Below are 20,695 nucleotides of genomic sequence, written 5' to 3'. Positions count from 1 at the left end.
TATGCGTCCGAAGTTACATATTGTGACGACCGGGACAAAAGAGCTGACACATCTTCTAGAAGTCTTGCCGGCTGTTGTGCCTTATGTCGACATGATTCATATCCGGGAACCGGGTTGGTCGGCGGACCGACTCGTCCAATTGATCGAGGAGCTAGTATGCGCCGGTGTTCCACGTGAAAAACTAATCGTCCATGACCGGCTTGATGTCGCCCTCGTGACGAAGGCAAGTGTCCAGTTGACATCATGCAGTATTCCCGTCGCTGTCGTGCGGCGTCAATTCAGCGAGCTACAGATCGGCCGATCAATCCACTCCTTGACGGAAGCGCTTGAGACGGGCAGCGACTTCGTCATGTATGGTCATGTCTTTGCGACGGCGTCAAAACAGGACATTGCTCCGCGCGGACTAGCGGCACTCGCGCAAATCGTCACGTTTTCAAAAGTCCCCGTCATCGCGATTGGCGGGATTCAGCCGGAGAATGTCGCCGATGTCCTCGCGACCGGAGTTGCTGGCATCGCTGTGATGTCAGGGATTCTCGGTCAGGCAAATCCGGTCGAAGCAGTCCTAGCGTATCGCGAGGTGCTTGATCAATGAAAGCAACAGAGACGTTAATCGTCGGCGCAGGCGTAATCGGTTTGACACTCGCCTACGAATTGCTCAAACGAGGACAACCGGTACGCGTGCTTGAGCAAAGCCGGTGTGGCGAAGGAACGACGCGAGCGGCAGCCGGCATGCTTGCGACGGATCATGAACTGATCCCTGCCTTACATCAACTGGCGGCAGCGAGTCGACAGCTTTATCCCGACCTCGTCCGTGAGCTGTTTAATGAGACCGGCATTGATAGTGGCTATAAAGAAAATCCCTTTCGGTTGATTCGGGGGCACGAGGAAATTCAATTTGCATCCGTCGGTCAAATCGATCCCGTCCAGTTGACGCGTTCGCTCCGTCACGCGATTAAAGCCCGCGGAGGTGTGATTGAAGAACAGACAATGGTCACGGGACTGCACCGGGCAGGGGCGACCGTCGTCGGCGTTGCGACAAGTAACGGTAAGCGCGAAGCCGGGAACGTCGTGGTCGCAAGCGGTCGGGGATCAGAAGCGTTACTCGCGACGAGTGGTGTCGAGATCGCGACGGTACCGGTCAAAGGCGAATGCCTCGCCGTCCGGCTTCCGGGGCATGTCTTGACCGAAACGTTGTTTAGCGACGACGTGTACCTCGTCCCGAAGTTTGACGGACGGATCATCATCGGGGCGACGGAACGGATCGGTGACGAGACGACAGGGGTCAGCGTCAGCGGGATTGAACATCTCCTGCAGGCGGCGGCGCGACTGTTCCCGGCAATCAGAGAAGCGGAAATCGTGGACATCTGGTCCGGGATTCGTCCACAAACAGCGGACGGATTGCCTTATCTCGGGCAGGTCCCGGGAGTCGGGCACCTATTCGTCGCGACCGGGCATCATCGGCACGGGATATTACTCGCCCCGATCACGGCGTCCGTCCTGGCAGACGAGGTAACGGGAATCACGCCGAAATATGAGCTTCGTCCGTTTTCATTACATGAATCGAGGAGGAACACGAATGCAACTCACCATTAATGGTCAACCGTATACGCTTGACGGATCGATTTCGACAATCGACGGATTGATTCATCATCTCAATTTGACGGAAAAAATGGTCATCATCGAACAGAATCGACAGATTGTCGAGCGGACAGCATACCAAAACACACCCATTCAAACAGGCGATTCTTTTGAAATCGTTCACTTCGTAGGAGGCGGTTAATCATGTTAACGATTGGTCAAACGACATTTCAGTCGCGGTTATTACTCGGAACGGGCAAATACCCCGACGTGACGACACAGCAGCAAGCAGTCGAGGCATCAGGAGCAGACATCCTGACCTTTTCCGTTCGCCGGATGGATATCTTTGAAGCGAGTCAACCGAACTTTTTAGAGGCGCTTGATTTGAGTCAGTATCATTTATTACCGAACACGGCGGGGGCGAAGACAGCGGAAGAAGCGGTTCGGCTGGCAAAACTTGCCCGCGCGTCCGGACTGTGCGACATGGTCAAAGTTGAAGTCATCGGCTGTGATAAAACGCTGTTACCGGACCCGATTGAAACGTTGCGGGCATCGGAAGAATTATTAAAAGAAGGATTCACCGTCTTACCGTATACGTCAGACGATCTGTTGTTGGCACGAAGACTGGAAGAACTCGGGTGTCACGCCATCATGCCTGCCGCGTCCCCAATCGGATCCGGACAAGGAATCCTTAATCCACTGGCCTTAAGCTTCATCATCGAACAGATGACGGTCCCGGTCATCGTCGATGCAGGAATCGGTTCACCGACCGATGTCGCCTACGCAATGGAACTCGGTGCAGACGCCGTCTTACTTAATTCGGCCGTCGCCCATGCGAAAGACCCGGTCAAGATGGCGCGAGCGATGAAGCTTGCCGTCGAAGCGGGACGACTTGGCTTTGAAGCGGGACGGATCGAAAAGAAACGGTACGCGACGGCGAGTAGTCCCGAGACAGGGATGAGTCGATGACGGATCGTTATTCACGGCAAATCCGGTTTCGGCCGATCGGTCAGGCGGGACAAGATGAGCTGACAAAAAAACATGTTCTCCTCATCGGCATGGGCGCACTCGGAACGGCAAGTGCCGAACAACTCGTCCGTGCCGGAATCGGCAAGCTGACGATCGTCGACCGTGATTACGTCGAGTGGAGCAATCTCCAGCGGCAGCACCTTTACACGGAGAACGATGCCGCGCAGCATGTCCCGAAAGCGATCGCGGCGGAGCGCCGCTTAAATGCCATCAATCAGGAAGTCGAGATTATAGCCCACGTCACCGATGTCACGCGTTACGAATTACCGCAATTGATTCCTGGTGTCGATTTGATTCTTGACGCAACCGATCACTTCGATATCCGGATGCTGATCAATGATGTGGCGGCGCAACACAAGATTCCGTGGATTTACGGCGGCTGCGTCGGGAGTTACGGCATGACCTATACGGTCCTCCCGGACGAGACCCCGTGCCTGCATTGTTTGCTCGAACATTTACCGCGCGGGCAAGCGACGTGCGAGACGGCGGGTGTGATTGGTCCGGCGATTCAACTCGTCGCCGCGTATCAAGTCGCGGAAGCCTTGAAGCTCCTCGTCGGTGCGACGGACGCGTTACGGCGGGAATTGCTCGCGTTCGACGTCTGGACGAATGAACAGAGCCGCATCAATGTCGCGTCTTTGAAGAAGGCATCATGCCCGTCCTGCGGAAAGAACCGGACCTATCCGTATTTGACGCACATTCCGGTGCAATTTACAACATTGTGTGGACGCGACGCCGTCCAGGTCCGTGGAGATGAGGCGCGTGACTTAGAACGTCTTGAACAGAATCTGAGCCCGGTTGTCAGTATCGTCGCGAAAAATCCGTACTTGCTCAGTTTTAAGACGGAGACGCATCGATTCGTCGCCTTTCGTGACGGACGCGTCCTGATTCACGGGGAACAGGAACTCGTCCGTGCAAAACAGCTCTATCACGCCTTTTTCGGTTAAAAAGTCATAAAAAAATCAAACTAACATTCAAAATATATGTTTTAGATGTTTTGAAAAGAGGTAAATAAGACTTCAAGACACAAAATGGCGTTTTAGGTAGACTGAAAGCGAAGAGGAGTGATTAGGATGAAACAAGAATTCGATAAAGTGGTCCAATCATCGGACCAGACGAAGCGGACAGAACAGACAGCTGAACCGGTTCAGCAGGCGAATTGGAATCCAGATCGGTACCGGACGAACTTAAATCCGTTCTATCTGTCACCTTGTAGCGTCGAACGACGGGAAGATGTTGAAGCACATGCCAATCATCTGATCGAAGTTGAACCAGACGCGTCCCCTCTTGCCCAAATTTTCGAACAACAACACACAGCCCATATACCGAACAAACATCAGAGCTCGAAATTCACGACAGGAATTGTAGTCGGTGCTATCATCGGAGGATCCGTCTCCATCATCACTTCTGTCAAGCGGTTGCGGCACAAACATTAAGGAAATGAATGCATGGAATGTAAAGGATAGTAAGGTCCGGTCGCGTCCGGTCTTTACTGTCTTTTTTTTGATTATAGACGCATGCCGGTTCGAAACGTATGTGCGGACGAGAGTCGTCTTGATCGTTTCAGACGTGTTAAACTGGACTTAATATATTAGTAAAGTGAGGGTGAGGAAACATGAAATGGATTCATACAGCGGATTGGCATTTAGGAAAAATCGTCCACGGCGAATCGATGATTGAAAATCAACGCGCCGCGCTCGAAGCATTTTTAGCGTTACTCGACCGGGAACGCCCGGACGCGGTGGTCATTGCGGGCGACTTATATGATCGCGCCGTCCCACCGACCGAGGCGGTCGAACTGCTCGATGCGACACTCGCGGACATCGTCCTCGACCGCGGGATTCCGGTCATCGCGATCAGCGGTAACCACGATTCAGCGGAACGGCTCAGTTTCGCGACGACCCTTCTCGAACGGTCAGGTCTGCATCTCGCCGGTAAATTAACACCGGTGATTGAGCCGATCGAGATTAAAGGCGTCAAGTTTTATCCGGTCCCGTTCGCAGATCCGGCGATCGTCCGTTACGTCTATCAGGACGACACGATTCGGAATCATGACGAAGCGATGCGAAAAATCATCGACCCCTTAACGATTACAGGACCAAGCGTCCTCGTCGGTCATGCCTTCGTCATCGGTGGACTCGAGACCGACTCGGAGCGTCAACTGTCGGTCGGGACGGCAGGGCAAATCAGTGCCAGTACGTTTGCGCCGTTCACTTACACGGCACTCGGTCACCTACATAACCCGCTCGCGATCCGTTCCGAGACGATCCGGTACAGTGGATCACTTTTAAAGTATTCCTTTTCGGAAGCGAGTCACGTCAAAGGCGTCGATATCCTGACGCTCAATGATGCAGGAACGTTTGATCGTCGCTTTGAACCGATTGCTCCGCGGCGTGATTTACGGGAGTTGACGGGAACGCTTGCCGAACTGATGGATCCGACGTTCGTCGCGACACAATCGACGGACGACTACATCAAAATCAACCTGACGGATGCGGAAGCGTTGATTGATCCGATGGGTAAGCTGAAAAAAGTTTATCCGAACATCCTGCATCTCGAGCGGACCGGTTTTACTAGGGAAAGCGCACGATCCGTCCAAGCATCGCGCGACCAGGTCAAGACGGCGACGCTAACCGATTTATTCAGTGAATTTTATGAAGCAGTCCGGGAAAAACGACCGACGGATGCGATGCAGACCGTCCTAGAGGAGGAAGCGACATGCGGCCAGAACGATTGACCTTACGGGCGTTCGGCCCGTTCGCAGAAGAACAGACGATTGATTTCACGGCACTCGCCGGACGGACGATGTTCGTCATTTCCGGTAATACGGGAGCCGGCAAAACGACGATTTTTGATGCCTTGACGTTTGCCCTTTACGGGGAGACGTCAGGCGGCGAACGGGAGATGACGGATTTACGGAGTCATTTCGCGCGCCCTGATGTCAAAACGGAAGTCGAACTGGAATTTTTACTGAAAGGTGAACGCTATCGTGTGATTCGCCAACCGAGCCAACCGCATCCCGTCAACAAAACGGACTATGCGCACGAGGCAGAACTGGCACGGTTCGACGGGACGGCGTGGCAACCGCTCGCCGTCAAAATCCCCGAAGTCAAGCAACGGGTTCAAAGTCTCTTGCAGCTCGACCATAAACAGTTTTCGCAAATTTTGCTGTTGCCGCAAAATAAATTCCGGGAGCTGTTGATGGCGGAGTCAAAAGACAAACTGCAAATCCTGAAGCAACTGTTCAAGACGGAGCAGTACGGTGAGTTCCAGCAACGCTTGCACCGGAAAGCACTCGATCTTGCTGCAGCAATCAAAGAGACAAAAACGAAACAGCTCGCAAAACTGGAGGAATTGCCGTTAGAAGTTGATTGGGTCAATCAAAATGAGACGACGATCCGGAGCGTGACGGATGAATTGTTAGCGTCGCTCGATGAAACGATCACTGCCGCCAAAACAGTCGAACAGCAGGTGCGTCAAGACGTCAATCAGGTTAGCGAACGCTTCCGCCAGGCGGAACAACTCGAACATGCCTTCGTCGAACATGAACGGCTGTCGCGACTCGAGCAAGAACTCGCCGTGACGTTACCCGACATCACGCGACAAGCGAACCGGTATGAGATTGCGACACGTGCCGCGGCCATCACGGGACGATACGATGCCTTCTTGTCAGAGCAGCAGACGGTCGTCCGCCTGGAGACGGCGCAAACGCAATTGACGTCAGAACTGACGACGTTGCAAGGACGTCTTGACCAAATCACCGGTCAAGCGGAACAGTTAGCGAGTCGCGAACAAGAAATTCGTGACGGGGCCCGACGGATCGACCAAATCGAGACGGAATTGAAGCAACTGCGCGAACAGGAACACCTGCAACAAAAACAAAAAAGTTTAGCGGAGGACGTCGCACGCCTGAACCCGCAAGCATTACTGACAGAGCGTGAGACCAAACGTGCGGAACGGACCCGCATCCAAGCAGAACTCGCGGCACTGGCTGACGTCTCGGACACGCAACTGACGTTGCAGGAACGGCGCTTCAGCCTTCAGACTCTCGAACAAAAGCGGCTCGAGTGGCAACGGAGTGAAACGGAACGGCAACAATTGATTGAACGCGGGACCCGTGTCCGGAAAGAAAAGGATGAAGCGGAAGCGGCCTATGCGGAAGGGCGGCGAAAAGAACGGATGCAACTCGCGTCCGAGCTTGCTGAACATCTGCACGACGGGGAAGCGTGTCCCGTTTGCGGGAGCCGTGAGCACCCGGAACCAGCGGTGAAGACACAGCTGGATGACGTCGAAGCGTTGCATCAGCTGTATTTAAAAGCGCAGACGGCCCACCAGGAATTACAGGCGACGTACCGGACAATCGTCGAACGGAAACGACAACTCGAGCACGATATCGCAACACTCGGGCAAGAACAGACGCTGCCGACGGAACTCGATGCGATCCGGTCAGAAATCAGCGGCCTTGTCGCGGCAGAAGCAGAACAAAAACAGCAACAAGATAAAAAACGTCAGCTCGAACAACGCTTGCGGACGCTCGAAACAGAACTTGAGACACTGACGAGTCAAATCGATCAGCAGCTCGCGGCACAAGGGAAACTCGAACTTGAGCTTGCCCGACTTGATGCATTGCTGACGAAAGCAGGCGAGCCGTCAGCGTCGAAAGGGGTTCTCGAACAGGAACAACAGACATTGCAGGCGAAACAGACACAATATGAAACCGACCGGGCGATGGTCGATCAACAAAAAAATCAACTCAATCGGGAAGTCGCAGAACGACAGGGACGCCTTCAACACATTACCGAAGAGGCGACGACACATGTTGCAGCGCGGACGCAAGCGAAGGCTGACTTGGAACAGGCCCTGTCGGAAGAGCATTTTGAGACGTTAGAACAATTCGAACAGGCGCGATTGTCCCGGCAGGAGATGCAACAACTCGCAGCGATGCTTGAAGCGGATCGTGTCAAGCGCCAGGAAGTCGCGACAGGACTCGAACGCTTGAAACAACAAATCAATGCCGCGGCACGTCCGGATCTCGCGCATTTACGGACGCTTGTCGAAACAGCGGAAGGACGCTTGGCGGAAGCGACAGACCAACGTGTCGGTGCCGAGAAGGAACACATCCATGTCAAACAGCTGATCGATGCCTGGGCGACGCTCCAACAAACGATTGAAGCCGAGGACGCCCGGTACGGGATCATCGGGGAGCTGGCACGGGTTGGAGTCGGTGAAAATGCGCAACGGATGACGTTCGAAACCTACGTCCAGACGGCGTACTTCGATGAGATTCTCCAGGCGGCGAACCGCCACTTGACGGAGATGACGTCAGGTCGCTTCCAGCTTGAGCGGAAGACGGAAGCCGGTAAAGGCTTGAAGAAGTATGGCCTCGACCTGAATGTTTTTGATGCTTATACGTCACAGACACGGCATGTCAAAACATTGTCCGGGGGCGAAAGCTTTAAAGCGTCGCTGGCGCTGGCGCTTGGTCTCTCGGAAGTCGTCCAAGAAGCGAGTGGCGGCGTTTCCCTTGAGACGATGTTCATCGATGAAGGATTCGGAACACTCGACCCTGAGTCGCTCGAACAAGCGATTGAGACGTTACTGTCGATTCAAGCGAGCGGACGGATGGTCGGGATCATCAGCCACGTCCAGGAGCTGAAGTCACGGGTCGATGCTAAAATTGAAGTCACGCAAGGAAAAACAGGCTCGACGATACAGCTTGTCGTTGAATAAGGAGTGAGACAAATGGAAGTCAATCAAATGGTAACGAAGTCGGATTTAATCCGCGACCTGAAACAGCTCGGGGTCGAGCCGGGGATGAAAGTGTTCGTGCACAGTGCGATGAAACAGATCGGCTGGGTTCCGGGCGGGGCGCAAGCGGTCATCGAAGCTGTCCAGGAAGTCGTCACCGAGACGGGCTTGATCATGATGGCGACACAAAGTACCGATAACTCGGACCCGAAAAACTGGAGTCGTCCTGCCGTACCGGAGGAGTGGTGGGAGACGGTCCGTCAAGAAATGCCGGCGTATGATAAACGGAAGACGCCGACGCGGAGCGTCGGCAAAGTGCCGGAATTATTCCGGACATTTCCGGATGTCGAGCGCAGCGACCACCCGATGTGGTCGGTCGCAGCCTGGGGCAAAGGAGCAGCAGAGTTCGTTGCTAATCATACGCTCGAGAACGGATTCGGTCCCGGATCACCGATTGAACGGTTCATCGAGGCGGACGGTCAGATTCTGCATATCGGCTCACCGTGGGATGCGACGACGGTCTGGCATTATGCCGAGTATGGGATTGAGCGTCCGGACATCGAGAGCGGGTGTAAAATCAAGCGAGGCGATGACGAAGAGTTCGTCCACTACTGGCACCGCTTGATTGATAGCGACCCATTCGGTCCAATTGGTGAAGGGTTCACGGACGAACCGTTCGTGACGAGCGGAAAAATCGGTCGTGCGACGTCGCACCTCGTTTCTGCCAAAGAATCGATTCCCGTCGTCATGTTCCAGCTGAGTGCTTTAAATAGCTGGTTAAGCTGAAACTTTTTCGGGAACGATTCGTAATAAGACACAGAGAAATTAAAAGGAGTGAACGCAAGATGGCATCACGATTTAAAGTTAACCCAGCGCTGCGCCGAGGTTTTGAGACGGCACGGGCTGGCGAACGGTCGATGACGAAAAGTGGGACGATGAGTAAGATTTTCTTAATGCTCGCCCTCGTCACGGCAGCAGCCGGAGGAACATGGTTCTTTTTAGCCGCGAATCCGCAATTTTTATTCCCGGCTTTGATTGGTGGGATCGTCCTCGGACTGATCCTTGCTCTCATCATCACCTTTAAACCGGCTACGGCACCTGTTCTTTCACCGGTCTATGCGCTTGTCGAAGGGGTCGCAGTCGGTGCGATTTCCTTAATGTTTGAAAGCATGTACCCAGGCATCGTCGGAAAAGCCGTCGTCGCGACGTTCGTCGTATCGTTCGCGATGTGGTTCGTCTATACGACCGGGATGATTAAAGTGACACAACGGTTCCGTTCCGCTGTCACGGCAGCAATCCTCTCGATTCTCGTCTTGTACGGTGTCAATTTCCTGCTCGCCTTGTTCGGTGTCGACCTCCCGTTTATGACAGGCAGCTCGCCGCTCGCGATCGGGATTCAGTTTGTCATCGTCATCGTCGCCTCGCTGTCACTCGTGATGGACTTCGACTTCATCTCGCGTCAAGTCGAGGCACGGGCACCGAAGTCGATGGAATGGGTCGCCGCGTTCGGTTTGATCGTGACGATCATCTGGCTGTATATCGAGTTACTCGATTTATTGTATCGTTTAGCCGCGCGTGACTAAAACCTGTTTAACACATCGTTTCCGTTTTAACGGAGACGGTTTTTTTTATGAAAAGTTGCTGGGCAAATGCTTTTTCTTCCCGTGCTTTCCTCGGGCGAGGCGCAAGGCGGCAGGGTTGATCCATAAATTATCCCCAGATAAATCCTTGAAACGGATGTTTCCGTCATCCTCGCTTTCCACGGGCGGAAGGTAAGCCGCGGCATCCCGCATTTCATGCTCGCATGCCGGGTCTTACCTATTCCTGACAGAAGCGCGAACCGCGCTTCTTTTTCCCATAGGAGTCGAGAATGGACGTTTCCATCCCGCTTCAATCGAATAGCCGATGAGCTCACTTTTCACAAGAAGCAAAACGAGCGCTTTGAATCTTGTTAGGGAATAAGACACGCGCAATTACAAGTTTAAAAAGACTCGTCCTGATTTAACGCAAACATTTATAAGCTTATAAGAATGGTCGGGTTTTGACATATAAGGAAGTCTATCATTTGCTTGGAAAGAATCAATCGCGTTGTCATTTTTGGATGTTTTTGTAACAATGGATAGGTTGAAGAAAGTAATCGCTAACGCGTTTGACTGACAAATCGAAGAAGGGAAGAATGACATGGATTTAATCTTCATGATGAAGGAACGACTCGGTCTATTTGCATTTTTATTCGGATTCCTGCTCCTGAACGCCTTGCTCCTCGTGGCAATTTGGAAAGTAAAAGTTCAGCTGCCAAAACCGTTGTTGGTTCTGTTGACGATGTGTTGTACGTTTTTCATCTTTGCGACGATTGGTTTCATCGTCAGCACGTTGTCATTTGGATATAATTCATAATGATGTTTAAATTATGACTATGATTGAAGTAAAGCAAATAATTTATCCACCGAATTAAACAGGCAAACTTTCCACTCACTTAGGGAAGGTTTGCCTGTCTTTTTAGTTTGATGAATCAAAATGAAGAGAATCGACATACTGCTTAGCTTCGAGTAATGAATAACCAAGTTGATTTCGGACTAGTTTAACAGCCTCCACCATCTGATCCTCTTGAAGAAGGTGTTTAACTTGATGTTGGAGTTTAACCTCATCCGCATCTACTCCCGGCATTCCAAGGTGAATTTGAATACGTTTAATTTCCTTCGTTAATTGCTGTTGCTGGATCCGTTGCTTGGCTAGTTGTTGTGAAATCGATTGCCAGATGATGGCAAGAAACAAGACGGGCAACCATGTGAATAAAGCATCCATCAATGCATCCACCTCCTTTTGTTCACCGTAGCATAGATTGTACCATGTAACAAATAGTGGAAAAGTCATGAGAATACGTTTATTCTTAATAAGTGGTAAATAAAGGTTTTTTAGGTGAAAGGAATGAAAAAAGTGGAAAAAATCATTGTATCGTTAATTCCGTTGTTAGTCCTCATAGGTGGTGTCATGTTCGGTGGTTTCGTCGTGACGCTCTCAAGTCTGTATTACTTACGGCGCCGCTCATTTGAACGAAGTACATATAAGCAAGTAACACAAGAACGATTCCTCAAAGCGGTCCGTGACAAAGGGCTGTGGGGCGAGTATTTGACGACACGCCAACTTGAAAAAATCGACGGATACGGAAAGTTTGTCATCAATACATATGTACCAAAAGCACGGGGGAAAGGCCTGACGGAAATCGACGTCACGTTCATTCATGAGAGCGGGATTTACGTCCTCGAATCGAAAAACTACAGCGGCTGGATTTTCGGGAAAGAAGCGGACCGCCAGTGGACACAGATGTTCAAGAATCGGTTCAAGCAAAAATTCTACAACCCGATCAAACAAAATGAACAGCACTTGAAGAGTCTTCAAAAGTTTTTGTCTGAAATGGTTGAGGCAGATGTTTTTAAATCACTGATCGTCTTCAGTGAACGGTGCGAACTGAAGAAAATCACGGTCGATTCGAGCCATGTCCATGTCATCAAGCGGAATGAGTTACGCCGGACCATCAATAAACTGGCGACGGTTAATCGTTTGACACGAGCACAAGTCGATAACGTTTACGAGGAGCTCAAGCAACGGTCGCAAGTCGATCAAATGATTAAAGACGCGCATATCGAATCGATAAAATCGTTTACGTCGTAAAAAATCAAGTGAGACACGTTAATGAAAAGGAAGTGAGAGCATGGCTATTCATCAAGAACCTATCGATTATATTGACATCGATGCACCTCAACATAGTCGAGATGCGTACTATCGGATAATTTATGGTGATGTCGACTGGGAAGAAAACGGGGATTTTAAACGGGCCATTTATGTTTTGATGGGATATGGTAAAAAATTAGCTTATCGGAGAGTTGCTCACATTTTGACGACGCCAAATACACCACACGATCTTTCGGACTTAGAAAAAGTGTTAACTGCAATGGAACGGTTGAAAAATCGAAATTCAACATACAATGATAAAGCAAAAACTGCAGACAAACCGGAATGATTGTTTAATTTTAATTTCATTGACAACTCCTCTTCCTGACCGGTATAGTGAGTAAGTCGAAATAATAAGTAGTGCAACTATTTATCGGGAAGAAGGGGAAGCATGTGAAGGAAGTCGATTGGTCGCTTGGCATGCAGCTGTCGCGCAGCTATCATTCATTTAAACGGGCGGCGACGAAGCGGATGGACGTGCACGGTCTGACACCGGAACAACTCTCTGTCTTAAGTGAATTGCATAAGCAAGAAGGTGTTTCCCAAAAACAGTTAGCGCTCGTGACGGAACGGGATCAAACGACAGTTGGGAAGATTCTTGATAAGCTTGTCAAAAAAGGGTTCGTCATGCGAACGTCTGATCCGAGAGATCGCCGTGCGTTCATTCTTTTGACAACAAAAGAGGGTGTCCACGTGCTTGAATTGCTTGAACCGACGCTTGATGCGTTGCAAGAGCAAGCGTTTCAAGGGCTGACGAAAGCGGAGATTGAACAGTTCATTCGGACGCTTGAAACCATTCACAAAAATGTGACGTGAGTGGTTTTCTTTTTTGATTAAATAGTTGCACATGCTATTATAAGCGATGCATATAAAAAGGGGATACAAAAAATGAAGACAATGAAAGACGTATTTGCAATCACACAAACAAAAGTCGGGCTGATGTTCGCCCTCGTCGTACCGGTTCTCTTCCTCGTCGTCTGGATGACAGGGTACCAGGGTGCGACGGAACGACTGGATCAATTACGCGTCGCGGTCGTGGCGGATCAAGGCTCGGCAGATTTCTATCAACAGTTCAAAGCTGAAAGTCCATTTACCGTCTCGCAAGTCAATTCAACAGAAACCGGACTGAAGCAACTCGACCAGGGTGATGTCGAAATGGTCCTCGTCGCGGATTTGACGAATGAACAGCGCTTGACGTTCCATGTCAACCAAGCCAATGCAGAGTTCGCTAATGGAATCTTGAAACAGGGAGCGGGACAAATCGTCAATCAACTGAATGGAGATGTCCCGTTCACATCCGATATCATCATCGAACATCACGTGTCAGAATTCTCGACGTCGATGTTACCGATCATCCTTGGCTTCGTCATTTACATCGCTGTCATGACGATGGGAATTCAGTTTAATCTCGTGACACAAATTCTTCAGAAGCAACATCAAAAGTGGTCGCTCTTTTGGAGTAAACAATTGTTGCATGGCATCGTTCTTGTCGTCGTTCCACTCGTCATGGTGACGATTGCCTTCTTGTTCTCGGATAGTGCAGCATCCTTTTTAAAAGTCTGGGGATTCCAAGTCTTATTAACAGCAGCCTGTATCAGTGTCACGCAAATGAACTTTGCGATATTCGGACCAATCGCACCGCTCGTCAACGTCGCGTTGATTCCGTTCCAGTTGATGACGGCAGGAAATATCGTGCCACCATCGATGCTCGCACCGTTCTATCAGTCGCTCGGTCAGTTTCTTCCCGTCCCGAATGCAGTCGCAGGACTGACACGATTAATTTACTTTGATGGAGATATCTCGCAGTATGCCTTTAACCTGGTAATGATCTTAATTGTGACGTTAGGCGTTACGTTGATTGTAACGGCAATCCGTCGCGAACAAGCACACATCGTTGAAGTGAAACAAGCGTCATGAAAAAACGAGCGACCTCCGGAATCGGGGTCGCTCGTTTTTTGTTTTATGCAAATACGTCAGCGATGGGTGTATCGCCTTCGAGGAGTGTAATTGTTTGACGGGATGCCGCTTCTTGTCCGATTGAAGCAACGATGACGGTTGCGACATCTTCGCGGGCAATCGATTTTGTCTCCGCATCAGATGGATCAGTCGTGACGGCACCTGTTCCGGCGTCGTCCGATAAACCGCCGGGACGCAAAATCGTATAGTTGAGTTTGCTGGCACGTAGCAACCGATCGGCGTAGTGTTTTGCGACATAATACGGTTTCATGCTGTCAGACCAAGTCTCCGGCGAGTCGGCGTTCAAGGCACTGACCATGATGAATTGTTTCGCGTTTTGTTGCTCTGCTGCCGCAATTGATTTAGCGGCACCGTCTAAGTCAATCAACATCGTTTTATCGGCACCGGTGTGTCCGCCGGATCCCGCTGAGAAGATGACGACGTCGCTATCTCCGAGTGCGTCCTGGATCGATGCCATGTTCTGCTCGAGATCAAGCAGGACAGGAGTCAGTCCGAGTGCTTCAAAGTCAGAAAACTGGTCAGGTGACCGAAGACCGACGCGGACTTCATGAGTTGAGTCACTCAATTGTTTGGCGACGTGCCGTCCTACTTTCCCGTTCGCTCCAATAATGAATACTTTACTCATCTTACATTCCTCCATTTCGCTAATCGATTCTTTCCTATTATGAAAGAAACGCATCGTCAAATGCAATCGAGAGGGCTTCGCACGAAAAAACGTTGAAACACGATTTGACGAAATAATCAAAAAAATCTTTTAGAACGGACAGGGATGTGATACTCTTTTGAGTACTATACAAAATAGAACGAGATAGAGAGAGGATGCGAGCTAGGTGAATAAACTGCAGGGAGTCGTGCTTGGAGGAAGTCTTGTTATTTCGAGTTTGTTCGCGGTGACGCGGTTGCGAGAGTTTGTTTCCCCAAAGAAAGAGGAACGGACACGTGATGTCTTTTCCGATAAAAAAATCATCGTCGGGACGACGGGGGATTATAAACCGTTCACCTACTTGAACCGTCAGACGAATGACTATGAAGGGTTCGATATCGAGGTCATCCGCTCGTTTGCAAAAACAGCAGGACTTGAAGTCGAATTCGTCCCGACGACGTGGCCGACGTTGACGCGCGACTTACGTGCCGGTAAATTCGATATGGTTGTCGGCGGCGTGACAAAAAACATCGAACGCGAAATCATTGGTGACTTCACGAAAAGTTACTTGTCTTTCCAAAAGACACCACTCGTCCGCAAAAGTGACTTAAACCGTTTGACATCAATTGCTGCCATCAATCGTCCGGACATTACAATCGGTCTGAATCCGGGGGGAACGAACGAGCAGTTCGTCCGTCAGACGTTCGATCGTGCCCGTATCGTCATGTACACGGATAACTTAGCCATTCCGGCAGCCGTCGCGACGGGTGAAGTCGATGTCATGATTACCGATACGGTCGAGGCTGTTCACTATGCTTCACTCGACGAACGACTCGGGGCACCGAAAATCACGGAAAAATGGATCCCTGCTGAAAAAAGTTATCTCGTCCGGGAACGGCAACCGGACGTTCTCGATGTGATGAACTTGTGGATGAATTCTTATGAAGGCAGTCAGGAAATCGATGCCTTGAAGGAAAAATGGTTAGTCGCATCGTAACTACATATAGAATGATTTTTTCAGACTGCACTGTTCTCTTTTAAAAAGAGCGGTGCAGTTTTTTTCGCTTCATTGTCATCAAAACAGGGGAAATAAATTAAAATCGCTTCTTTTTAGGTGGAGAGGATGGATGACGATGATCGATGTGCAGGATTTGACGAAGGAATACGACGGGAAAAAGGTTGTCGATGCAATTTCCTTTCATGTGGACAAGGGCGAAATCTTTGCTTTTTTAGGACCGAACGGCGCTGGGAAGTCGACGATGGTCCAAATGTTGACGACACTGATTACGGCGAGTTCCGGCAGTGCGACGATTAATCAATTTGACATTAAGCGGGATGAAAAGAAAGTTCGGCTCCAAATCGGTGTTGCACTCCAGGACACAGGGATTGATGAAGATTTGACCGGATACGAATTACTCGTCCTCCAAGGTAAGCTGTTTGGTTTTGAAGCGAAGGAAGCGGAACGGCGTGCGACAGAGCTGCTTGAACTCGTCGGGTTAAGTGGCGACGGCAAGCGACGATCCGGTACTTACTCCGGCGGAATGAAGCGACGGCTCGACTTAGCGTTGACGTTAGTCCATCGTCCACCCGTCCTGTTTCTCGATGAGCCGACGACCGGTCTTGATCCGTCCAGTCGCCTCCAGATTTGGACGGAAGTCCGACGCTTGAATGAAGAATACGGAACGACGATTTTCCTGACGACACAGTATCTCGAAGAAGCCGATCAATTGGCCGACCGGATTGCCATTATCAATGAAGGAAAACTGATCGCAGAAGGGACAGCTGCTGAGCTGAAAGCGACGAGTGGGGAAGAGCGGATCGAAGTCGTCCTCGACGATGAACACGCGATGCGTCGGCTCAGTGAGAACTTCGACGGTCGGGTCGAAAAGGCGACGGTCATCTTACCGTCGAGCGGGACGGAAAGCTTAAAAAATGTCGTCCGTTATTTGGATGAACACCAACTGACGGCGAAATCATTACTCGTCAAGCAACCGTCGCTCGACGACGTCTTCATTCAGTTGACCGGTCAAGTCTATAAGGAGCGTGATTGAGATGTGGCGTGAAACCTTGATTTTGACGAAACGTAGTTTGCTCGTGACACTTCGTAATCCATTCTCCTTCATCCCAAACCTGATCATCAGTGTGTTCTTTTTGCTCGTCTACACGAGTGGTTTATCCGGCATCTCGAGCTTACCTCAGTTCGGGGGCGTCGATTATTTGAACTTCATCTTACCCGTCTCGATCGTTTCTGGTGCCGTCGGTGGAGCAGGGGGCGCGGGACAAGCCCTCGTCAAGGATATCGAAAGTGGATATTTTGCACGACTGCTTTTGACACCGGTCTCGCGGACGGCGATCGTCCTCGGCCCGATGATTGCCGGGATGTTGCAGTTGTTCGTCCAAACACTGTTGATTTTCGGGATGGGCTTTTTACTTGGATTATCGATTCCTGCCGGAGCTGCCGGTTTTTTCCTGACGATTGTCCTTGCGCTTGGCTTCGGACTCGCCTTTGCCGGCTATTCGGTCGGGGTCGCCTTGAAAACACGCAATGCACAGGCGGCACAAGCCGGAACGTTGTTGTTCTTCCCGTTGATTTTCTTATCGACGACATTCGTCCCGAAAGAATTGATTGAGGCGGAATGGTTAAAGATAGCTGCGACGATCAACCCGACGACCTATATCATGGAAGGGATGCGGGCCGTTTTGCTACGTGAGACGATTGACTGGAGTGTCTATACGCAAGGGGTGCTTGTCGCGGCTGTTCTCAGTCTTGCGATGGTTGTGTTTGCGGCACTGAATGCACGGGGAGCGTTAAAAAAATGATTTGATTAGCAAAATATAAATCTCGCCTACATCGAATAAATATTTATTCGATGTAGGCGAGATTTTTTATAAAAATTAACATCAAATGTACGTTTTTAAAAAATTAGTATACTAAACCCATAAATGCCTTTAAAATAAATTAATGTCAGTAATAATTAATTGATAAAAATTTTCAGGCTGGGAGATACCTTATGAAGAAATATGGTTTTTCATTACTTATTTTGATTGCTCTGTTAACTTGCTCTATTTATGTATTGCATGTATCGAATGAAGAATCAAGAATTTCAATTTCAGCTATACTAGTGTTGCCTGTTTTAGTATTAATGACTGCACTAAATGGACGGAAAAATTTTGTGATTCTTGTTACTTATGTATTGTCGCTAGGTTTTGTTTATCTTCTTATTACCTGGTTTGTAAAGTCTTCAAATGAAACTCAGCTTTTTTATATTTTTGAACATCTTTTATCCTCTATAATCGTGTTTTTATATTGGTTATTGCTTCGACAACTGAGAGGGGTCTTCGAAGAAAATCAAGTACTAGAAAACCGTGTTAAAATTCTTGAGGGTTATTCTGAAACACCTCAACTCCTGTCTTATAGTGAATTTTTAGATAGAACGGATTTTTTAATTACTGGAGCAAATCGACGGAATGAACTAAATTATTTAATCCACATCCACCTTAATCCTTCCACTTTAAATAAGAAAACGATTATCCAAACACTAACAGTTGCCGGATTAAATGTATTTCGCGCAAATTATGATGTAATGTCACAACGTAACAAAACAGAGTTTATTATATTTTTGCAAAATACTACGGAAAAAGGTGCTACTATTGCCTGGTCACGTTATTTAGAAAACCTCCGTACCGATTTTACCTCGATCGAATATCCGTTCGAAGCAAAAATTATTCTAGTCGAAGAATCTGTGGAGAGTTCATTGGAAAAAATTGAGGTGGCGCAATGAATCTTTTATTAAACGGGATTATGGCTATTTTTTGGTTGATGCTTATTTATTATTCTTTTTTAACAGTCGCCGGAATTGTTGATAGATTTTCAAAATCGAAAGTTAAAACCATGACAGACTATCCCTCTGTAGCTATCTTAATTCCTGCACACAATGAGGGAATTGTAATGAGACAAACACTAGAAGCGATGATGACAATTGATTATGCAGGTCAACTTGATGTTTTTCTGCTCGATGATCAATCAACTGATGATACGAAGACTATTGCTCTAGAGTTTACTCAAATGTTTAGTCGGATTCATTACATTCCTGTTCCTAAAGGTGAACCGATTGGTAAATCAAGAGTATTAAATTATGGATTAAAAATCACTGACTCGGAATATTTTTTAATTTACGATGCTGATAATCAACCTAAACCAGATGCTGTTACAAAATTAGTAGAGGCTGCCTTTCAAACTGAAGGTGCCTGTGGCTCAGTAGGTGTTGTAAAAACGATTAATGCGAATACGAATATACTTACAAGAATGATTGCCATAGAGTTTCAAGTATTTCAATTAATTATGCAAAGCGGCCGATGGAAAGCTTTTAATACCGGTTCACTAGCCGGGACGAACATGTTATTAAAAAGAAGTGTAATTGAAGAATTAGGTGGATATGATCCGTATGCACTAGCTGAAGATGCAGAATTAACTATGCGGATAACAGCACTTGGTTACAAACTACCTGTCGTATACGAGTCAGAGACATGGGAGCAAGAACCTGAAAACTTGAAAGTGTATATGAAACAACGAACACGTTGGATGTTAGGGAATATATATTTATTGGAAAAAGCATTTGTGACTAAAGAATTTTGGAAGGGACGTACACTTGTCCATTCATTGCAACATATCTTGACCTACCTTTTATTTATTTTCTTACTGCTTATTTCAGACACAGTCTTGATACTAGGGTTGTTTGGCTACGCTTTTGATGAAGTGAGCACCCCATTAATCATGTTTTGGTTTATGACTTATTTAGTCTATACTATTCAAATTTTAGCAGCACAAGAATTAGAAAAAACTGCGACACCACTTAATGTATTGATTGGCCTGATAATGTATTTTACATATGCTCAATTATTTGTCGTACTTTTATTCCGAGGTGTTTTTGCATATGTGAAAAGTAAGCTCAATAATGAAGTGATTGTATGGGATAAAACGAAACGTGTCAAAGTAGAGCAATCATGAAACGAATTATCTTAGGTGTTATCGTAATTATACTGTGTATAGCTGCTGGAGGCGTTTACTTTACTATGAAAAATCAAGATGAAATCGTGAATCAAATTGAAAATTCCTACATGGAAAAAGGTCTGATTCGTGATTATGATAAAGTCGAATCTATGCATCTCGCTGAAAGTATTGGACAGTATATGACTTATTTAGTTGAAATCAATGACGAAAAACGATTCGAGGAACAGGTGAAAGTATTAGAAAACAATTTCTTTGTTAACGAATCAGATAATCTATTTATTAAGTGGGAATTAAATAATACAACTTCAACTAATGCCATCGTAGATGATTTTAGAATAAGTAATGCATTACATTTAGCTGCTAAAGTGTTTGAAAAGCAAAAATATAAAGAAATTGCTACAAAGATTGACGATAGCGTTAAAAAAAATATGATTCGGTCAAACGTTTTGATTGATTTTTACGATTGGAAGTTTCAAGAAAAGGCGAAAACGCTCCATATTAACTATTTGGATAGTCAATCAGTAAAACGATTGGGTCAATTTGATGAAATGAAAAAAATTCTTCTAGAATCTAAAAGAAGTGGACCATTTTTTTCGGAAATATATTTTCCAGATAAACAAATATATCAGTTTGCGAATGATGCTGAAGTTAATATGATTGATCAAGTTTTAATAGCAATTGCTTATAAGGAACTGACTGGTAGGAAGGATAAATCTTTCGATCAATTCATCAGTAACGAATTATTAAAAGGAAAAATCTATACGCGTTATGATTTAAAAACAGGAGCTCCAAAATCTAATGATGAATCGAGCACAGTATATGCAATGTTGCTTTCGTATTTAGACGGTGACTTAAAAAATAAGACTGAGCAACGTCTGAAAACAATCGACTTAACCAATGCTAAAACTACACATGTATTTGATTATTTAAATGCTGCGATTGAATCAAATCGTTAATCAAAAGTACCTCGATGACTT

Annotated in this window: 23 protein-coding genes; 21 read left to right on the top strand and 2 right to left on the bottom strand. The window is 47.9% G+C overall.

Annotation, left to right across the window (positions count from 1 at the left end):
* The first annotated feature begins 1 nt into the window (after window position 1).
* The 11 genes from KNQ05_RS06915 to KNQ05_RS06865 all read left to right on the top strand — a co-directional run bounded on the left by KNQ05_RS06915 (window position 2) and on the right by KNQ05_RS06865 (window position 10,752).
* On the top strand, window positions 2-592 hold the full coding sequence (locus KNQ05_RS06915; RefSeq protein ID WP_214804883.1) for a thiamine phosphate synthase: 591 nt from the start codon (window positions 2-4) through the stop codon (window positions 590-592).
* Window positions 589-1,593, top strand: a complete 1,005-nt coding sequence (locus tag KNQ05_RS06910; RefSeq protein ID WP_214804881.1) for an NAD(P)/FAD-dependent oxidoreductase — start codon at window positions 589-591, stop codon at window positions 1,591-1,593. Before KNQ05_RS06915 ends, KNQ05_RS06910 begins: the two co-directional genes overlap by 4 nt.
* Entirely contained in the window at window positions 1,577-1,780 is a 204-nt protein-coding gene (gene thiS / locus KNQ05_RS06905; RefSeq protein WP_029333431.1) for a sulfur carrier protein ThiS, read from the top strand. The genes KNQ05_RS06910 and thiS overlap by 17 nt, the downstream gene beginning before the upstream one ends.
* 2 nt (window positions 1,781-1,782) lie before the next feature.
* Window positions 1,783-2,547 carry a thiazole synthase gene (locus KNQ05_RS06900; protein WP_088836837.1) on the top strand — a complete coding sequence of 255 codons (765 nt, stop codon included), beginning with the start codon at window positions 1,783-1,785 and terminating at the stop codon, window positions 2,545-2,547.
* Window positions 2,544-3,554, top strand: coding sequence for a ThiF family adenylyltransferase (locus tag KNQ05_RS06895; RefSeq protein ID WP_214804879.1), 1,011 nt, complete (start codon window positions 2,544-2,546; stop codon window positions 3,552-3,554). The genes KNQ05_RS06900 and KNQ05_RS06895 overlap by 4 nt, the downstream gene beginning before the upstream one ends.
* Window positions 3,555-3,680: 126 nt before the next feature.
* A complete protein-coding gene (locus KNQ05_RS06890) occupies window positions 3,681-4,043 on the top strand; it encodes a hypothetical protein (protein ID WP_214767536.1) in 363 nt (120 codons plus the stop codon).
* A 179-nt stretch (window positions 4,044-4,222) separates the two neighbouring features.
* Window positions 4,223-5,344, top strand: a complete 1,122-nt coding sequence (locus tag KNQ05_RS06885; RefSeq protein WP_214804877.1) for an exonuclease SbcCD subunit D — start codon at window positions 4,223-4,225, stop codon at window positions 5,342-5,344.
* Window positions 5,326-8,337, top strand: a complete 3,012-nt coding sequence (locus KNQ05_RS06880) for an AAA family ATPase (protein WP_214804875.1) — start codon at window positions 5,326-5,328, stop codon at window positions 8,335-8,337. The genes KNQ05_RS06885 and KNQ05_RS06880 overlap by 19 nt, the downstream gene beginning before the upstream one ends.
* Window positions 8,338-8,349: 12 nt before the next feature.
* A complete protein-coding gene (locus tag KNQ05_RS06875; RefSeq protein WP_214767547.1) occupies window positions 8,350-9,141 on the top strand; it encodes an AAC(3) family N-acetyltransferase in 792 nt (263 codons plus the stop codon).
* A 59-nt stretch (window positions 9,142-9,200) separates the two neighbouring features.
* Complete coding sequence (locus KNQ05_RS06870) at window positions 9,201-9,938, top strand: Bax inhibitor-1/YccA family protein (protein WP_214767550.1); 738 nt, start codon at window positions 9,201-9,203, stop codon at window positions 9,936-9,938.
* Between the two features lie 598 nt (window positions 9,939-10,536).
* A complete protein-coding gene (locus KNQ05_RS06865) occupies window positions 10,537-10,752 on the top strand; it encodes a hypothetical protein (protein WP_214767553.1) in 216 nt (71 codons plus the stop codon).
* A 102-nt stretch (window positions 10,753-10,854) separates the two neighbouring features.
* On the opposite strand, the gene KNQ05_RS06860 is transcribed toward KNQ05_RS06865, so the two are convergent.
* Entirely contained in the window at window positions 10,855-11,160 is a 306-nt protein-coding gene (locus KNQ05_RS06860) for a hypothetical protein (protein WP_088836850.1), read from the bottom strand.
* A 132-nt stretch (window positions 11,161-11,292) separates the two neighbouring features.
* On the opposite strand from KNQ05_RS06860, the gene KNQ05_RS06855 reads away from it, so the two are divergent.
* From KNQ05_RS06855 to KNQ05_RS06840, 4 genes are all read left to right on the top strand, one after another.
* The gene (locus KNQ05_RS06855) at window positions 11,293-12,027 is read left to right on the top strand and encodes a nuclease-related domain-containing protein (RefSeq protein ID WP_214767556.1); all 735 of its coding nucleotides are present in this window, start codon (window positions 11,293-11,295) and stop codon (window positions 12,025-12,027) included.
* A gap of 40 nt (window positions 12,028-12,067) precedes the next feature.
* Window positions 12,068-12,376, top strand: coding sequence for a hypothetical protein (locus KNQ05_RS06850; RefSeq protein ID WP_214767559.1), 309 nt, complete (start codon window positions 12,068-12,070; stop codon window positions 12,374-12,376).
* A gap of 104 nt (window positions 12,377-12,480) precedes the next feature.
* Entirely contained in the window at window positions 12,481-12,903 is a 423-nt protein-coding gene (locus KNQ05_RS06845; RefSeq protein WP_088836853.1) for a MarR family winged helix-turn-helix transcriptional regulator, read from the top strand.
* A 72-nt stretch (window positions 12,904-12,975) separates the two neighbouring features.
* A complete protein-coding gene (locus KNQ05_RS06840) occupies window positions 12,976-14,004 on the top strand; it encodes an ABC transporter permease (RefSeq protein ID WP_214767562.1) in 1,029 nt (342 codons plus the stop codon).
* A 43-nt stretch (window positions 14,005-14,047) separates the two neighbouring features.
* Here the strand turns inward: KNQ05_RS06840 and KNQ05_RS06835 are convergent, their stop codons facing one another.
* Window positions 14,048-14,689, bottom strand: coding sequence for an SDR family oxidoreductase (locus KNQ05_RS06835; protein WP_214767565.1), 642 nt, complete (start codon window positions 14,687-14,689; stop codon window positions 14,048-14,050).
* A 205-nt stretch (window positions 14,690-14,894) separates the two neighbouring features.
* Between KNQ05_RS06835 and KNQ05_RS06830 the strand changes: the two genes are divergently transcribed.
* From KNQ05_RS06830 to KNQ05_RS06805, 6 genes are all read left to right on the top strand, one after another.
* Window positions 14,895-15,704: a transporter substrate-binding domain-containing protein gene (locus KNQ05_RS06830; protein WP_088836856.1), complete on the top strand. Its 810-nt coding sequence runs from the start codon at window positions 14,895-14,897 to the stop codon at window positions 15,702-15,704.
* A 130-nt stretch (window positions 15,705-15,834) separates the two neighbouring features.
* Window positions 15,835-16,758 (top strand): ATP-binding cassette domain-containing protein, encoded by a 924-nt coding sequence (locus KNQ05_RS06825; RefSeq protein WP_239456869.1) that lies wholly within the window; start codon window positions 15,835-15,837, stop codon window positions 16,756-16,758.
* A gap of 1 nt (window position 16,759) precedes the next feature.
* On the top strand, window positions 16,760-17,527 hold the full coding sequence (locus KNQ05_RS06820) for an ABC transporter permease (RefSeq protein WP_088836857.1): 768 nt from the start codon (window positions 16,760-16,762) through the stop codon (window positions 17,525-17,527).
* A gap of 191 nt (window positions 17,528-17,718) precedes the next feature.
* Window positions 17,719-18,489, top strand: a complete 771-nt coding sequence (locus KNQ05_RS06815; RefSeq protein WP_088836858.1) for a hypothetical protein — start codon at window positions 17,719-17,721, stop codon at window positions 18,487-18,489.
* Entirely contained in the window at window positions 18,486-19,715 is a 1,230-nt protein-coding gene (locus KNQ05_RS06810; RefSeq protein ID WP_088836859.1) for a glycosyltransferase family 2 protein, read from the top strand. Before KNQ05_RS06815 ends, KNQ05_RS06810 begins: the two co-directional genes overlap by 4 nt.
* Entirely contained in the window at window positions 19,712-20,674 is a 963-nt protein-coding gene (locus tag KNQ05_RS06805; protein WP_088836860.1) for a glycoside transferase, read from the top strand. The genes KNQ05_RS06810 and KNQ05_RS06805 overlap by 4 nt, the downstream gene beginning before the upstream one ends.
* Window positions 20,675-20,695 lie beyond the last annotated feature (21 nt).

It is taken from the genome of Exiguobacterium sp. s125 (assembly GCF_018618605.1).
Taxonomy (GTDB): Bacteria; Bacillota; Bacilli; order Exiguobacteriales; family Exiguobacteriaceae; genus Exiguobacterium_A; species Exiguobacterium_A oxidotolerans.
This window is presented reverse-complemented; position numbering and strand designations above follow the sequence as displayed.

What these genes read in the sequence shown, in the direction of transcription:
- KNQ05_RS06825 (WP_239456869.1), top strand. Translation starts at nt 15,835, where the DNA reads ATGACGATGATCGATGTGCAGGATTTGACGAAGGAATACGACGGGAAA.
- KNQ05_RS06850 (WP_214767559.1), top strand. Translation starts at nt 12,068, where the DNA reads ATGGCTATTCATCAAGAACCTATCGATTATATTGACATCGATGCACCT.
- KNQ05_RS06910 (WP_214804881.1), top strand. Translation starts at nt 589, where the DNA reads ATGAAAGCAACAGAGACGTTAATCGTCGGCGCAGGCGTAATCGGTTTG.
- KNQ05_RS06895 (WP_214804879.1), top strand. Translation starts at nt 2,544, where the DNA reads ATGACGGATCGTTATTCACGGCAAATCCGGTTTCGGCCGATCGGTCAG.
- KNQ05_RS06915 (WP_214804883.1), top strand. Translation starts at nt 2, where the DNA reads ATGCGTCCGAAGTTACATATTGTGACGACCGGGACAAAAGAGCTGACA.
- KNQ05_RS06820 (WP_088836857.1), top strand. Translation starts at nt 16,760, where the DNA reads ATGTGGCGTGAAACCTTGATTTTGACGAAACGTAGTTTGCTCGTGACA.
- KNQ05_RS06815 (WP_088836858.1), top strand. Translation starts at nt 17,719, where the DNA reads ATGAAGAAATATGGTTTTTCATTACTTATTTTGATTGCTCTGTTAACT.
- KNQ05_RS06860 (WP_088836850.1), bottom strand. Translation starts at nt 11,160, where the DNA reads ATGGATGCTTTATTCACATGGTTGCCCGTCTTGTTTCTTGCCATCATC.
- KNQ05_RS06835 (WP_214767565.1), bottom strand. Translation starts at nt 14,689, where the DNA reads ATGAGTAAAGTATTCATTATTGGAGCGAACGGGAAAGTAGGACGGCAC.
- KNQ05_RS06805 (WP_088836860.1), top strand. Translation starts at nt 19,712, where the DNA reads ATGAAACGAATTATCTTAGGTGTTATCGTAATTATACTGTGTATAGCT.
- KNQ05_RS06885 (WP_214804877.1), top strand. Translation starts at nt 4,223, where the DNA reads ATGAAATGGATTCATACAGCGGATTGGCATTTAGGAAAAATCGTCCAC.
- KNQ05_RS06890 (WP_214767536.1), top strand. Translation starts at nt 3,681, where the DNA reads ATGAAACAAGAATTCGATAAAGTGGTCCAATCATCGGACCAGACGAAG.
- KNQ05_RS06900 (WP_088836837.1), top strand. Translation starts at nt 1,783, where the DNA reads ATGTTAACGATTGGTCAAACGACATTTCAGTCGCGGTTATTACTCGGA.
- KNQ05_RS06880 (WP_214804875.1), top strand. Translation starts at nt 5,326, where the DNA reads ATGCGGCCAGAACGATTGACCTTACGGGCGTTCGGCCCGTTCGCAGAA.
- KNQ05_RS06875 (WP_214767547.1), top strand. Translation starts at nt 8,350, where the DNA reads ATGGAAGTCAATCAAATGGTAACGAAGTCGGATTTAATCCGCGACCTG.
- thiS (WP_029333431.1), top strand. Translation starts at nt 1,577, where the DNA reads ATGCAACTCACCATTAATGGTCAACCGTATACGCTTGACGGATCGATT.
- KNQ05_RS06870 (WP_214767550.1), top strand. Translation starts at nt 9,201, where the DNA reads ATGGCATCACGATTTAAAGTTAACCCAGCGCTGCGCCGAGGTTTTGAG.
- KNQ05_RS06840 (WP_214767562.1), top strand. Translation starts at nt 12,976, where the DNA reads ATGAAGACAATGAAAGACGTATTTGCAATCACACAAACAAAAGTCGGG.
- KNQ05_RS06810 (WP_088836859.1), top strand. Translation starts at nt 18,486, where the DNA reads ATGAATCTTTTATTAAACGGGATTATGGCTATTTTTTGGTTGATGCTT.
- KNQ05_RS06865 (WP_214767553.1), top strand. Translation starts at nt 10,537, where the DNA reads ATGGATTTAATCTTCATGATGAAGGAACGACTCGGTCTATTTGCATTT.